Origin of the sequence: Streptomyces gottesmaniae, from assembly GCF_031845845.1 — a bacterium.
Taxonomy (GTDB): Bacteria; Actinomycetota; Actinomycetes; order Streptomycetales; family Streptomycetaceae; genus Streptomyces; species Streptomyces akebiae.
The window spans coordinates 126,137-139,836 of record NZ_JAVRFJ010000018.1; the positions used below are offsets into that span (position 1 = coordinate 126,137).

Genomic DNA, 13,700 nt, shown 5'->3' on the forward strand with positions numbered 1-13,700 from the left:
AGGGGGTGCCTTTCACGCTTGGCCGAAGGTCTGGCGCTGGCTCCCGAGCCCGTCGATCTCCAACTCGACGGTGTCACCGGGGCGGAGATAGGGGGTGCCGGGCAGGCCGAGGGCGACGCCCGCGGGTGTTCCGGTGTTGATCACGTCGCCGGGCTGGAGGACCATGTACTGGCTCAGGTACGCCACGATCTCGTGGACCGGGAAGATCATGTCGCGGGTGTGCCCGTGCTGGCGCTTGACGCCGTTGACGGTCAGCCGCAGTCCGAGGTCCTGCGGATCACCGACCTCGTCGGCGGTGACCAGCCAGGGCCCCATCGGGTTGAAGGTCTCGCAGGACTTGCCGAGGTCCCACTGCGAGGAGTAGTCCAGCTGGAACTCGCGCTCGGAGACGTCATGGCTGACCACGTACCCGGCGATCACCCCGGCGGCCTCCTCGGGGCCCTCCAGATAGCGGGCCGGCCGGCCGATGACGACCCCCAGCTCGACCTCCCAGTCGGTCCTGACCGAGCCGCGCGGGATCAGCACCTCGTCGTAGGGGCCGACGACCGTGCCCGGGTCCTTCATGAAGACCACGGGGCGGGGCGGGATCGCGGCGCCGGTCTCGGCGGCGTGGTCGCGGTAGTTGAGCCCGACGCAGATGACCTTGCCGGGGCGGGCGACGGGGGCGCCGACGCGCAGTCCCTCGACGTCCAGCTCGGGCAGTGTGCCGGCCTCGACGGCCGCGCGGGCCCGGTCGACTCCGCCGGAGGCGAGGAAGGCGCCGTCGATGTCCGGGGCCACGGAGGACAGGTCCAGCAGCCGGCCGTCGTCGCCGCGGACGGCGGGCCGCTCCTCTCCCGGGGCGCCGACGCGTAGCAGTTTCACTGGGGCAGCTCCCTTGCCATGGGTTCGATCATTCATCGGAGGAATGGCGCACCGCGACTTTAGGTGCAGTTCGGCGCCCTGACAACGTATTCCTCGGATGTATTTGCCCGACGCCAGGCTTTTCGTAGCTCATAGATCCGGCATGTACGACTTCGTCTCGACCGGAGCGCCGAGGCACCGCGCACACAAGTGGTCGAATTCCTCATGGACAACCTCTTGTCAGTCCGGGCAATGCCGTCGTAACGTCCTCGACGTCCGAGATACATCGGAGGAATCGCTCCACCGCCCACAGCGAGGTAGTGGCCCTTCAAACTCCGCTGCTCGTTCACCGGTTGACCCTCTACGCCTCCCCTCCGTCGGTCCACGCACGCGTGTCCCGGAGGGCGGCCTCCCTGTCCTGGCTAAGGAGAACCCGGCCATGAAGCTCGCTCGCACCCGCTCCACCGCCGCAGCGGCCTGCGCCCTCGCGGCCCTCACCCTCCTCACCGCGTGCAACCGCGACAGCTCGTCCGGGTCCGCCGGCTCGGGCGGCGACAAGCCCGCCATCGGAATCGACCTGCCGCGCTCCGACTCGGACTTCTGGAACTCCTACGCCGAGTACCTGAAGAAGGACATCAAGTCCGAGGACATCAACGCGCTGCCGCTCAGCAACTCGCAGAACGACATCACCAAGCTCGTCGCCAACGTGCAGGTGTTCCAGAACACGGGAGCCAAGGCCGTCGTCATGGCCCCGCAGGACACCGGCGCCATCGCCTCCACCCTCGACACCCTCGCGTCCAAGAAGATCCCGGTGGTCAGCGTCGACACCCGCCCCGACAAGGGCGACGTCTACATGGTCGTCCGCGCCGACAACCGGGCCTACGGCACCAAGGCGTGCGAGTTCCTCGGCGAGCAGCTGGGCGGCAAGGGCAAGGTCGCGGAGTTGCAGGGCGCGCTGGACTCCATCAACGGGCGGGACCGCTCCGAGGCGTTCGCGGAGTGCATGAAGACGAAGTTCCCGAAGATCGAGGTCTTCGAGCTGCCCACCGACTGGAAGGGCGACGTGGCCTCCGCCAAGCTGCAGAGCCTGCTCGCCCAGCACCCCGACCTCAACGGCATCTACATGCAGGCCGGCGGCGTCTTCCTCCAGCCGACCCTGGCCCTGCTGGAGCAGAAGGGCCTGCTGAAGCCGGCCGGCGAGAAGGGCCACATCTCGATCATCTCCAACGACGGCATCCCGCAGGAGTTCGAGGCGATCCGCAAGGGGCAGATCGACGCCACGGTCTCCCAGCCCGCCGACCTCTACGCCAAGTACGCGCTGTACTACGCGGAGGCGGCCGCCGAGGGCAAGACCTTCAAGCCCGGCGCGACCGATCACGACTCCACGATCATCGAGATCCCGGGCGGTCTGGAGGACCAGCTCCCGGCACCGCTGGTGACCAAGGACAACGTGGACGACAAGGCCCTGTGGGGCAACAACGTCGGCTAGCCGCGTACCGGCCGACGACCGGCGGAGGGACGCGGCCCGTCCCTCCGCCCGTCCCTGGCCAGCCCCCCTCGCACCCACCCCACGAAGGACGGTATCCACCATGGCGGACACCGCGACCGCCGCGGCGAACGGCGGCGGCCACCCCGCCGCCGGGAACGACGCCCCGGTGGCCGAGGCCACCGGCATCAGCAAGAGGTTCGGCGCCACCGTCGCGCTGCGCGACGCCCGGATCACCATCACGCCGGGCGAGTCGCACGCACTGGTCGGACGCAACGGCGCCGGCAAGTCCACGCTGGTGTCCATCCTCACCGGGCTGCGCCCCGCCGACACCGGCACCCTGCGCTTCTCCGGCGAGGAGGCGCCCGCCGTCGGCGACATCGACGCCTGGCGCTCCAAGGTCGCCTGCGTCTACCAGAAGTCCACGATCATCCAGGATCTGACCGTCGCCGAGAACCTCTTCCTGAACCGGCAGAGCGACGGGCCGCTGCGACCCATCCGCTGGAAGCAACTGCGTGCCCGCGCCGAGGAGTTGCTCGCCGGATACGGCGTGGACGTGAAGGCCGACGCACGGGCACGGGACCTCACCGTCGAGCAGCGGCAGTTCGTCGAGATCGCCCGCGCCCTGTCGTTCGGCGCGCGCTTCATCATCCTCGACGAGCCGACCGCGAAGCTCGACGCCCGCGGCATCAACCGCCTCTTCGACAAGCTCCGCGACCTCCAGCGACAGGGCGTCGCCTTCCTCTTCATCTCGCACCACCTGCAAGAGGTGTACGACCTCTGCACCACCGTCACGGTCTACCGCGACGCCGCCCACATCCTGACCGCGCCCGTCGCCGAACTCGGCCACCAGGCGCTGGTGGAGGCCATGACCGGGGAGAGCACGGTCACGGCGGCGGAGACCGTCGAGAACCGGCCCCCGGTACGGTCCGACGCCCCCGAACTCCTCACGGTCGAGCACCTCACCCTGCCCGGTGCCTGCGAGAACCTGTCGCTCTCGGTGCGGGCCGGCGAGGTCGTCGGTCTCGCCGGCGCGGCGGCCAGCGGCAATGTGCGGGTGGGCGAGACCGTCGCCGGGCTGCACCGCCCCGAGCAGGGCACGATCTCGGTCGCCGGCCGGCGGGTGCGCGGCGGCAGCGTGCCGTCGGCGCTCGCGGTCGGTGTCGGGCTCGTCCCGGAGGACCGGCATCTCCAGGGCCTGGTGAACAACCGCAGCGTGGCGGAGAACGCGACGCTCACCGTCACCGACCAGCTCGGCCCGTACGGCACGGTGCTGCCCGGCCGGACCAGAAGCTTCGCCCGGCGCATGATCCGCGACCTCGACATCAAGACCCCGGGCGACACCACGCCTGTTTCGGCGCTCTCCGGCGGCAACCAGCAGAAGGTCGTCGTCGCCCGCGCCCTGGCGACCGACCCCCAGGTGCTGGTGGCCATCCGCCCCACCAACGGGGTGGACGTCAGGTCCAAGGAGTTCCTGCTGCGCCGGATCCGGCAGATCGCCGACGGCGGGAAGGCCGCGCTGATCGTCTCCGACGAGCTGGACGACCTGAAGGTGTGCGACCGGCTCGTGGTGATGTTCCACGGGCGGGCGGTCGCCGAGTTCGACCGCGGCTGGAAGGACGAGCACGTCGTCGCCGCGATGGAGGGCGTGGCCGACCGGGCCGAGAACTCCGGCACCGGCGCCCGCACCTCCGCCGATCCCACCTCTGGCACCACCGAAGAGCACGGAAGGTAGTCATGTCCGCCACCACTGATGTCACCGAGCCCGCCACGAGCGGGGCGCGGGAGACCGCCGGAGACACCCGCCGCGGGCTCGGCCTCGGTCGCTTCCGTGAGCTGTCCCTGGTCCCCGCGATCCTCGTGCTCGGCGTGATCGGGTTCATCGTCTCGCCGGCCTTCCTGACCGCCGACAACCTCATCGGTGTGGCCCAGCAGTCCACCGAGCTGAGCCTGCTGGTGCTGGCCACCGCGCTGATCCTGATCTGCGGCCGCATGGACCTGTCCCTGGAGTCCACGATCGGCGTGTCGCCCGTCATCGCGGTCTGGCTGGTGCTGCCGACCAGCGGCGCCAGGTTCACCGGGCTCGGGCTGCTGCCCGAGTGGACGGCCGTACCGCTCTGTCTGCTGGTGGGCGTCGTGATCGGCGCCGTCAACGGGTTCCTGATCCTGAAGCTGCGCCTCAACGGGTTCATCGTCACCCTCGGCATGCTGACCATGCTGCGCGGCCTCCAGGTCGCCCTCTCGGAGGGGCAGTCCATCGTGGAGCTGCCGTCCTCCTTCACCTACCTCGGCAAGGCGTCGTGGCTGGGGGTACCGGCCGCCATCTGGATCTGCGTGGTCCTCTTCGTCCTCGGTGGCAGTGCGCTGGCCTGGCTGCGGCACGGACGGGCGCTGTACGCGATCGGCGGCAACGCCGAGGCGGCCCGTACCGCCGGCATCCGGGTGGACCGGATCGTGTGGGCGGTGCTGATCCTCGGCAGTGTGCTGGCCGCGTTCGCCGGCATCCTCTACAGCGGCCACTACGGCTCGATCTCCGCCACCCAGGGCAGCGGCTGGATCTTCCAGGTCTTCGCGGCGACCGTCATCGGCGGAGTGAGCCTCAACGGCGGCAAGGGCTCGCTGTTCGGCGCGCTCACCGGTGTGCTGACGCTGCAACTCGTCGTGAACGTGATGACGTTGGCGGGGGTGCCGCCGCTGTGGAACCAGTTCCTCAACGGCGCGATCATCATCGTCGCACTGATCATCTCCCGCTTCGCCTCGGGCGAGAAGCAGGAGTAGCCCCGCTACAGGGAGGCACCTCGTGGCACTCACGGACGAGGCGATGGACAAGATCAAGGCGATGATCGTGGCGGGTGAGCTGGCGCCGGGCTCCCGCCTTCCCAAGGAGGAGATCCTCGCCGCCCAGCTCGGTCTCTCCCGCAGTTCGCTGCGGGAGGCCGTACGGGCGCTGACCGCGATGCGGATCCTGGTCACCCGGCAGGGCGACGGCACCTATGTGTCGAGCCTGGAGCCGCATCTGCTGCTGGAGTCGCTCTCGTTCGCCTCGGACGTCTCCCAGGGGCAGACGGCGCTGCAACTGCTCCAGGTACGGCGGCTGCTGGAACCCCAGGCGACCGGGGCGGCAGCCGCCCTGCTCACCGCCGAGGACCTCGACGAGCTGGGCGTGATCCTGGAGCGGTCGCGGGCGGCCGCGACGGTGGAGGAGTTCGTCGGCCACGACATCGCGTTCCACCTGCGGATCGTGCAGGCGGTGGGCAACCCGGTGCTGTCGATGCTGCTGCGGGTGCTCTCCACCCGCACCCAGCGCGCCCGGATCGTCCGGGGCACCCGCACCGAGCGGGCCGTGGAGCACGCCCACCGCGAGCACGAGGAGATCCTCCGCGCCCTGCGGGCCCACGACGCCGCCCTGGCGGTGTCGGCGGCGACGGTCCATGTCGCCGCCGTGGAGCAGTGGATGGCGAACGGGCTCGTCGAGGAGGATCCCCTCGGCGCGGCCGAGGGCTGAGCGCCCTACAGGTCGGTGGCGTCCGCCAGCTCGCCGAGGTCGACGAACTTGAAGCCGGTTCCCGTGCGCGTGCCCCCCTCGCCGTCGGGGACCTCGGGGGTCTCGTGGCCGTCCTGGACGACGAGCAGGCCGCGCGGGTAGCGGCTGCCCAGCGGGGCGTTGAGGACGGCCGCGCCGTCGCACTCCTCCACTCCGTCGAGGGTGTCCGACGCAGGCCCGACGCGGAAGCCGCCCTCGTACTCGTTGCCCTCGCTCACCTCACGGTCGTACAGGGCGAAGGTGTTGTCGCCCTGGCTGGAGGCGAGCAGGTAGCCGTCGCCGTCCCGCTCCTGATAGAGCGTCAGGCCCTCGACGTCGGCCGACAGCCGCTTCCCGCCGTAGCCGGGGTCGGCGCCCGGCACGCACTCCTCGGTCTCCTCGTCGTACGTGCCGGGGACGCCGTACTCCCTGGTCCTGTCGACCAGGACGGGCCTCCCGGTGAGGTCGGCGCGCAGGCGCCAGATGCCGATGTCCTCCTGGCCGGCGTAGAGGGTGCCGGTGGCGGGGTCGACGACCATCCCCTCGACCTGCGGGAGTTCACCGGGTTCGCCGCAGGGGCTCCATGAGGTGCCGTCGGGCAGCCGGAAGGAGGCGGGCAGGTCGAGGGTGCGGATCTTGCGGTAGCCGACCGTGCCGTTCGCCGCCGGGAGGAGTTCGAGCAGGGCGAGTCGGGTGCGTTCGCGCCGGCTGACCAGGGCGTAGGACCGGCCGGTGGCCCTGTCCGTCCAGGTGGCGAGGCCGTAGGCGGTGCGCTGGTCGTTGATCTCGGCCTGGTCGGCGGAGAACACGGGGGCGGCGGCCGGGTCGGTGACGTCGGTCAGCGGGCCGTTCGGGCGGTCGGGGTCGATGCGGTAGATCCGCAACCGGTCGTTGCCCCGGTCGCTGACCACGGCCACATCGGCACGGCCCTCGGAGGTCCGCAGGCCGGTGACGAGGTCGACGTTGTTGTAGCGGCCCGGGGCGTCGTCCTGCGTCGGCGGCTTCGGCGCGGCCAGGGACTGCACGAGGCGGGCGTCCAGGTCGTAGACGCGCAGGCCGCCCTCCTTCGCGGTGGCGACGACGAGGCTGCGGTCCGGGTCGGCGGGGTTCCGCCAGATCGCCGGGTCGTCGGCGTCGGAGTTGGCGCCGGCCTCGTCGTCGTACAGCGCGGCCGACTCGCTCGTCGCGGTCACCGTCGGGAGGGCGGCCGTGCCCGCTCCGGCGGGGGCGGCCGCGAGGAACGTGGTCAGCGCGGTTCCCGAGGCGAGCAGGGCGACTCTTCGAGCAGTGCGGGGCGTTCTCACAGGCGTTCGCTTCCTTACCGTCGTGGCTGCCGTCGATGGGCGCGGCCGTGCCGTGGGCGGGGCCATGTCGATGGTGCGGAGAGAAGCTTGCGCGCAGACGGACGTGAGCTGTCCATGCCGACGTGGTGATACGGCTGCGGTTTGGCCGAAGTTCGCCGGGGCGTCGCCCGATCCGTGTCACTTCACGTGGCGTGCCGGGAGCGTACTGACGTGGAGGAGCTGCTCCAGCGGTCCGCGGCGGAACCGGCGGGTCCAGGCGGTGGCGATCAGCAGGGCGACCGACGTGTACACGAGGAGGTCGACGAGGGCCGGGCCGGTCTCCTCCTCCATGCCGAACTCCCGGACGGCGAGGATGTGCAGGACGTACGCCGTCAGGGCCGTCATGCCGACGGCGCACACGGGTGTCGCGAGGCGCGCGCAGCGCGGCAGCCGGTCCATGCCCGTCACGCACAGCACCAGGACGAGCAGCGCGACACCGGTGTTGCCGAGGATGGAGAAGGTCGTCTGGCTGTGCGGCGCGCCCACCAGCAGCCAGGCCGTCGGGGTGTCCTCGACGACGTAGCCGACAGTGTCCGACCACCAGGCGGACGCGGCCGAATCGCCGTCCGTGGCGGCGGCGACGGTGGACCGCGCGTGCGGGACGAGGCGCAGTGCCAGCCAGGAACCGCCGTAGCCGAGCAGGGCCGACGCACCGCCCGTGCACACCAGTCGGGCCCGGACGGTGTTCCCGGTGAGGTCGAGCCGGGCCACCGCCATCCCGGCCAGCATGAACGGCATCCAGGTGAGCACCGGGTACTCGCCCGTGAACAGCAGCTCCATGAAGCCGTCCGTGTCGCTGATCCGGGCCAGCGGATCGGCGGCGACGACCGTGTCCGCCCAGTCGCCGTCCTCGATCGACAGCCGTGTCACGTGGAGGAGTTGGGGCATGACGAGCGCGCCCACGGCGGCGAGGAGCGCGAGCGTCCGGACGCGCAGGCGGTGCAAGGGGAGGACGGCCAGGAAGGTCAGCCCGTAGAAGGCGAGGATCACGTCGACGTCGGTGTCGAGGGAGGTCAGGGCCAACCCGAGGACGATCAGGACGAGGGAACGGATGACCATCCGGACGACCGCCTGGCGTCCGGCGCGCCCGGTGCGCGGGTGCGGGCGTCCGGTGATCAGGACCAGGGTGAAACCGGCGAGCAGCGCGAACAGCGCGGAGGAGCGGCCCCGCGCCAGTTCCATCACGAAGCCCAGCGGCCCGCCGTCGGCCGGGTCCGGGCCGACGTGCGCGGCGTACATGCCGAAGACCGCGAGTCCACGGGCCAGATCGATGCCGACCAGCCGCCCGGTGGACGGCCTCGCGGAGACTTCGACGGCTGTGGGGGGCGAGGCGGGGACCGGGACAGAAGCAGAGGCAGAAGCAGAAGCAGAAGCAGAAGCAGAGGCAGAAGCAGGGGCAGGGGCAGGGGCAGGGGCAGGAAAGGGGGCGACGACCGGCTTGGACGACAGGTCCGACGACGTGTTCGGTGTCATGGCCTTCAGCGTCGGGGGCGCGAGGGGCGCGTCTCCATCCGGCGGGTGGCTGGACGTTCTCCCGCCGACCAGCCGGAGCCACCCCCGCCAGGTGACCGGAAAGGGGGAGGAATGGGAACCCGATGGCGACTTCGGACGTCGTAGCGGTTCCAGCAGAAGTCCAGTGGTGGTCCGACGACGAGCGGGGCACGGGTGATCCGGGTACTGGTGGTCGACGACGAAGCCCTGATCCGTACGGGCTTCGAGCACATCCTCAACTCCGCGGACGACATCGCCGTGGTCGCGGCGGTCCCCGGTGGCCGGGCCGTCCACGCCGTACGGGAACTGCGTCCCGAGGTCGTCCTGCTGGACATCCGTATGCCCGATGTGGACGGGCTCACGGTCCTCGCCGAACTCAGGAGACTCGCCCGCCCCCCGGTGGTGGCCATGCTCACCACCTTCGACATGGACGAGTACGTGGCGGCCGCCCTCCGCTCGGGAGCCGCGGGCTTCCTCCTCAAGGACACCGACCCGGAGCAACTGCCGTATCTCATAAGGACATTGGCGGTCGGCGGGATTGTTCTGTCGTCCCGGGTGACCCGGACCGTGGTCGACGGGTACCTGGACAACGGGCCCCGGGAGGCGGCCGTCCGGCTCGTGGACCGGCTGACCGATCGTGAGCGGGACGTCCTGGTCCTCATCACGGAGGGGCTGTCCAACACCGACATCGGTGACCGGATGCACCTGAGCACCGGCACGGTCAAGGACCATGTGAGCGCGCTCCTCACCAAGTTGGAGGTGGGCAGCCGGGTGCAGGCGGCGCTGCTGGCCGAGCGTGCGGGTCTGCTCAGGCGGTCGGGCTCCGCCGGCGGCGGACGGGAGGCCGGATGAGGGCGCCCTCGCCCGCCCCACGCGCGTGGACGACGGACGCCGTGCTCGTCGCGGCCTCCCTGACGGACGTGTGGATCCACGACGTGGGCCCCCGTCATCCCCAGGAGCTGGCCGCCGCCCTGCTCGCGGCCGGCGCGCTCGCCTTGCGCCGCGGGCTGCCGCTGCCGACCTTTCTGCTCACCCTGCCGACCGCCCTGTTCACGGACGCGGTGTTCGCCACGCTGGTGGCGCTGTACACCCTCGCCTCCCGCACCCACCACCGCGTGCCGCTGGCCGTGTGCGCGCTGGGGTTCACGGTCTGCGACCTGACCTGGTGGTCGTGGCCGTCACCGGAGTTCACCGACCTCGACGACCGCCAGGCCCTGATCCCGCTCTCCTACAGCGTGGCGCAGGCGACGGCGCCCCTCTTCCTCGGGCAGCTCGTCCAGGCCCGGCGGGAGTTGTCGCTCCGTCTCGTCGAGGTCTCCGAGGCACGCGAGCACGAGCGGCTGCTGATCGCGCAGAGCGTGCTGGCGAAGGAACGCGCCCAGCTCGCCCGGGAGATGCACGACGCCGTGTCCCACCAGGTCAGTCTGATGGCCGTGCGCGCCGGCGCCCTCCAGGTCGGCAGCCGGGACGCGGAGGCGAAGGAGGCGGCGGCGACGATACGGCTGCTGAGTGTGCAGACCCTGGACGAGCTGCGGCACATGGTCGGCGTACTGCGGGCCTCCGGCAGCCGCCCCACCGAACTCACCCCGCAGCCCTCCCTCGCCGACCTCGACCGGCTGGTCGCCGGCAGCGGCATCGACACCGACCTGCGGACGGACCTCCCGGGCGACCTGGCGCCGCCCGTCCAGCGCGCCGTCTACCGCACCGTCCAGGAAGCCCTCACCAACATCCGCAAGCACGCTCCCGGTGCCACCGCCACCATCCGGGTGCGCCAGCGGGACGGCACGCTGCGCGCGACCGTCACCAACACCGCGCCCAGCCGCCCGGCCCTCTCGCTGCCGGGTGCCCACCACGGCCTGATCGGCCTGCGTCAGCGCGCCGAACTCCTCGGCGGAACGGTCACCTCCGGGCATCTGCGGGACGGCGGCTACGAGCTGCGTCTGGAGCTGCCGCTCGACGGCGCACCGTGAGCCGTCGCAGCCCGGCCCCGGGTCGAGGCCGGCCGGGGACGCGGTCACAGGACAGGACTCCGGGTCCACCGCGTCGGCCACCGCCCCGCGGCGGGATCGTCCCCCTGCTGCCGGCGGCCGACGGCTGACGCGCAGGTGCCCCGGGCCGCACCAAGCGGCCCGGGGCACTCGCTCACCCGCTACGCGATGCCGACGGGTCGCGGCGGCCGGACCCCGCTGCGGCCCGTCAAGCGGAACGTTTCGTCGAGGCGGTCCATCCGGTCCGTCCGCAGCGCGAGGATTCCCGCGCGCAGTGCGGTCACCACGAGGTGCGTACGGTTCTTCGCGCACAACTTCTCCCGGATGCTGCGCATATGGGAAGCCACCGTGCGGACCGAGATCGACAGGTGACGAGACATGTCCGCGTCCGACATGCCGTGGGCCGCCAGAAGGAGGATCTCCATTTCCCGGGCGCTGAGCCGGCCGGAGCTGTCCACTGCCATGGGTGCCTGCCTTGTTCGAAGTGGGGGTCGAGGACCCCGCGTGCCGTTCGTCTGCTGCGCTGTGACTCTTCCGTGACATCCGGGCACCGGCCATCGACCGTTCGACCGATACCGGGCAGTAGTCATCGGTCGATCGGCCCCGGTCCCACCCTCCGGGGCGGAACCTTCGCCAGGTAAGCACCAAACGCCCGATTCGGCAGGGGGGGGTGGCGGGGCGGCTTCCCCGGACCGCCGGACGGGCCGGACGGTCCATGGCATGCTCGGCCGCGTGAGCCACACCCCCACACGTGTGATGATCGCCGACGACCAGGATCTGATCCGGGCCGGTTTCCGTCTCATCCTCGACGCCCAGGACGGCATCGAGGTGATCGGAGAGGCCGCCGACGGGCTCGCGTGCGTGGAGCTGGCGCGCGCGTTGCGGCCGGATGTGTGCCTGGTGGACGTCAGGATGCCGAAGCTGGACGGGCTGGAGGTGACCCGGCTGCTGGCCGGGCCGGGGGCCACGCACCCGACCCAGGTCGTGGTGGTCACCAGCTTCGACCAGGACGACTACCTCAACGTCGCGCTGCGCAACGGAGCGTGCGGCTTCCTCCTGAAGGACGCGGCGCCCGCGCTGCTGATCGAGGCGGTACGGGCGGCCGCACGCGGTGACGCGCTGGTCTCCCCCGCGGTGACGGTCCGGCTGCTGAAGCAGCTGGAGGAGCGGGCGGCGGCGCCGGTGGACGGGGTCGGAGCGCCCGAATCCTCGCTCAGTGCAAGGGAGTTGGAGGTGGCCCGGCTGGTCGCGGTGGGCCGGACCAATCAGGAGATCAGTGACGAGCTGTGTCTGTCGCTGTCCACCGTGAAGACGCACCTGGGCCACATCCACCACAAGCTGGGCGTACGCAACCGCGTCGAGGTGGCCGCGTGGGCCTGGGCCAACGGGACGGTGCGGACAGGGCGGTGACGGGGATTTCGTGAACACCCTGTAATCGATCTATGACGCTGCCCACACATCGATCCACTCCCTGCCGGGGAAGCATGTGCATGCCTAGCCTCCGGTTGTATGACACCTTCGTCACTCGCGGCGCTCTCGGCACGAGCGACCCAGCCGCACCACCACGGCCGCCCCCGGTTACCCGCCCGACGGCTGGACCACCGCGCCCTGTATCCGGCGCTGGGCGTGCTGTGGCTGCTCGACGTGGGCATCATCGTGTCGCAGCAACGGGGCCCCCTCGACTGGTTGCCCCTGGTGACGGGCCCCGTCGCGCTGGCTCTGGTGCTCGTGCCCGCATCACGGCTGAGCATCACCTGGCGTACGGGCCTCTGCGCGGCCGTCTCGACGACGGTGACCCTGGGCACCTCCCTGATGGGCTGGGCCATGCCCGAGTGGGGGCTGCTGGAGACGGCGTGCATGCTGGTCCTGCTCGCCCGCACCTGCCGCCACGTGGCCCGGCCCCGGGTCGCCCTCGCGCTGGCCGCCGCGATGGGGGCCAGCGTCATCGACGAGCCCCTGCGCACCGGGGGCACGAGCATCACCCTCACCTACCCGTTCCTGCTGACGTTCGCGGTCGGCGGCGCCATCGGCGCGGGGTGCTACCTGCGCACCCTGGACGCCCGGCGCCGTCGCACGATCGCCTCCGTACGGCTCGCCGAGCGGATCCAACTCGCCCGGGAACTGCACGACTTCGTCGCCCACCATGTGACCGGCATCATCGCCCAGGCCCACGCCGCCGGCGTGATCCACGAGAGCGCGCCCCACCAGGTCGGCCCCATCCTCGGCAACATCGCCGAGGCCGGGCAGCGGACCATGGACTCCATGCGCCGCCTGATCCGGGTGCTGCGCGAGGACGGCGAACAGGCCTCCCTGGAGAGGCCCGAGGAGCCGTACGCCGAACTCGCCAAACTGGTCTCGGAGTTCAGCGACCAGGGCGACGGTTCGACCGCCCAGCTGGAGATCACCGGGGCCGCCCGCAGAAGCGGTCTGCTGCCCGAGGTGGGTTCGGCCGTCCATCGCGTGGTCCAGGAGGCGCTGACCAACGTACGGCGGCACGCACCGGGCACCCAGGCCATGGTCCGCGTACACCGCACCCGCGACGACCTGCTGCGGGTCGACGTGTACAACGAGGGGCCCGAGCGGCGGGTCTCCCGTCCCACCGGAGGCAGAGGGGGCTACGGCCTGATCGGGCTGCGCGAGCGCGTGGAGACGGTCGGCGGCTCCCTGACGGCGGGCCCGGCCGACGACGGGGGCTGGTGGATCATCGCCCATTTCCCGGTACTCCCACCGGCCGTGCTCCCCGGCGCCGACGACGGAGACGGATCGGGTCCGGGCTCCCGCCGGCAACCCGGGCGTCATGCGAAGCCGAATGCGCACGCGGAACCCGAGCCGAACATGAACTGGGACGCGAGTTAGTCGATCGGGGGCCGCGAATTAGGCAATTCTGCGAATCGCGCCCGGCCGATCCACGCTCTATCGTCTGAGAACCAAAAGGCGCCGGGACGGCCTTCCCCAGTCCCGCAGAGTGGTGAATCGGCCCGGACCGGGCTCTTTCGAGGGCCCGGTCCCCGTTTCCGCACACCGCT

The 13,700-nt window shown here is 71.3% G+C and carries 12 protein-coding genes; 8 read left to right on the plus strand and 4 right to left on the minus strand.

Features of this window, described 5'->3' with window-relative positions:
* Positions 1 to 12 precede the first annotated feature (12 nt).
* Complete coding sequence (locus tag RM704_RS21580) at positions 13 to 864, minus strand: fumarylacetoacetate hydrolase family protein (protein WP_033526306.1); 852 nt, start codon at positions 862 to 864, stop codon at positions 13 to 15.
* 418 nt (positions 865 to 1,282) lie between these two features.
* Here RM704_RS21580 and RM704_RS21585 point away from each other — a divergent pair, with 418 nt between their 5' ends.
* The 4 genes from RM704_RS21585 (at position 1,283) to RM704_RS21600 (ending at position 5,834) form a co-directional block, all read left to right on the plus strand.
* On the plus strand, positions 1,283 to 2,332 hold the full coding sequence (locus tag RM704_RS21585; RefSeq protein WP_033526307.1) for a sugar ABC transporter substrate-binding protein: 1,050 nt from the start codon (positions 1,283 to 1,285) through the stop codon (positions 2,330 to 2,332).
* 100 nt (positions 2,333 to 2,432) lie between these two features.
* Complete coding sequence (locus tag RM704_RS21590; RefSeq protein WP_033526308.1) at positions 2,433 to 4,064, plus strand: sugar ABC transporter ATP-binding protein; 1,632 nt, start codon at positions 2,433 to 2,435, stop codon at positions 4,062 to 4,064.
* 2 nt (positions 4,065 to 4,066) lie between these two features.
* Entirely contained in the window at positions 4,067 to 5,107 is a 1,041-nt protein-coding gene (locus RM704_RS21595) for an ABC transporter permease (protein WP_033526309.1), read from the plus strand.
* 22 nt (positions 5,108 to 5,129) lie between these two features.
* Complete coding sequence (locus tag RM704_RS21600) at positions 5,130 to 5,834, plus strand: FadR/GntR family transcriptional regulator (protein ID WP_033526310.1); 705 nt, start codon at positions 5,130 to 5,132, stop codon at positions 5,832 to 5,834.
* Positions 5,835 to 5,839: 5 nt separating this feature from the next.
* On the opposite strand, the gene RM704_RS21605 is transcribed toward RM704_RS21600, so the two are convergent.
* Positions 5,840 to 7,156: a phytase gene (locus tag RM704_RS21605; RefSeq protein WP_033526311.1), complete on the minus strand. Its 1,317-nt coding sequence runs from the start codon at positions 7,154 to 7,156 to the stop codon at positions 5,840 to 5,842.
* Positions 7,157 to 7,333: 177 nt separating this feature from the next.
* Positions 7,334 to 8,476, minus strand: a complete 1,143-nt coding sequence (locus RM704_RS21610) for a DUF418 domain-containing protein (RefSeq protein ID WP_438828939.1) — start codon at positions 8,474 to 8,476, stop codon at positions 7,334 to 7,336.
* A gap of 384 nt (positions 8,477 to 8,860) precedes the next feature.
* On the opposite strand from RM704_RS21610, the gene RM704_RS21615 reads away from it, so the two are divergent.
* Both RM704_RS21615 and RM704_RS21620 read left to right on the plus strand, forming a co-directional pair.
* Positions 8,861 to 9,538 (plus strand): response regulator, encoded by a 678-nt coding sequence (locus RM704_RS21615; RefSeq protein ID WP_033526313.1) that lies wholly within the window; start codon positions 8,861 to 8,863, stop codon positions 9,536 to 9,538.
* Entirely contained in the window at positions 9,535 to 10,656 is a 1,122-nt protein-coding gene (locus tag RM704_RS21620; protein ID WP_052145933.1) for a sensor histidine kinase, read from the plus strand. The genes RM704_RS21615 and RM704_RS21620 overlap by 4 nt, the downstream gene beginning before the upstream one ends.
* 179 nt (positions 10,657 to 10,835) lie before the next feature.
* Here the strand turns inward: RM704_RS21620 and RM704_RS21625 are convergent, their stop codons facing one another.
* A complete protein-coding gene (locus tag RM704_RS21625; RefSeq protein ID WP_033526315.1) occupies positions 10,836 to 11,138 on the minus strand; it encodes a response regulator transcription factor in 303 nt (100 codons plus the stop codon).
* Between the two features lie 256 nt (positions 11,139 to 11,394).
* Between RM704_RS21625 and RM704_RS21630 the strand changes: the two genes are divergently transcribed.
* Both RM704_RS21630 and RM704_RS21635 read left to right on the plus strand, forming a co-directional pair.
* Positions 11,395 to 12,084 (plus strand): response regulator, encoded by a 690-nt coding sequence (locus RM704_RS21630; RefSeq protein WP_033526316.1) that lies wholly within the window; start codon positions 11,395 to 11,397, stop codon positions 12,082 to 12,084.
* 99 nt (positions 12,085 to 12,183) lie between these two features.
* Positions 12,184 to 13,530, plus strand: a complete 1,347-nt coding sequence (locus RM704_RS21635) for a sensor histidine kinase (protein ID WP_311591042.1) — start codon at positions 12,184 to 12,186, stop codon at positions 13,528 to 13,530.
* Positions 13,531 to 13,700: the final 170 nt, after the last annotated feature.

Excerpts from the sequence above, each read along its gene's own strand:
- RM704_RS21620 (WP_052145933.1), top strand. The coding sequence starts at position 9,535 with ATGAGGGCGCCCTCGCCCGCCCCACGCGCGTGGACGACGGACGCCGTG.
- RM704_RS21590 (WP_033526308.1), top strand. The coding sequence starts at position 2,433 with ATGGCGGACACCGCGACCGCCGCGGCGAACGGCGGCGGCCACCCCGCC.
- RM704_RS21595 (WP_033526309.1), top strand. The coding sequence starts at position 4,067 with ATGTCCGCCACCACTGATGTCACCGAGCCCGCCACGAGCGGGGCGCGG.
- RM704_RS21585 (WP_033526307.1), top strand. The coding sequence starts at position 1,283 with ATGAAGCTCGCTCGCACCCGCTCCACCGCCGCAGCGGCCTGCGCCCTC.
- RM704_RS21630 (WP_033526316.1), top strand. The coding sequence starts at position 11,395 with ATGCTCGGCCGCGTGAGCCACACCCCCACACGTGTGATGATCGCCGAC.
- RM704_RS21635 (WP_311591042.1), top strand. The coding sequence starts at position 12,184 with ATGACACCTTCGTCACTCGCGGCGCTCTCGGCACGAGCGACCCAGCCG.
- RM704_RS21625 (WP_033526315.1), bottom strand. The coding sequence starts at position 11,138 with ATGGCAGTGGACAGCTCCGGCCGGCTCAGCGCCCGGGAAATGGAGATC.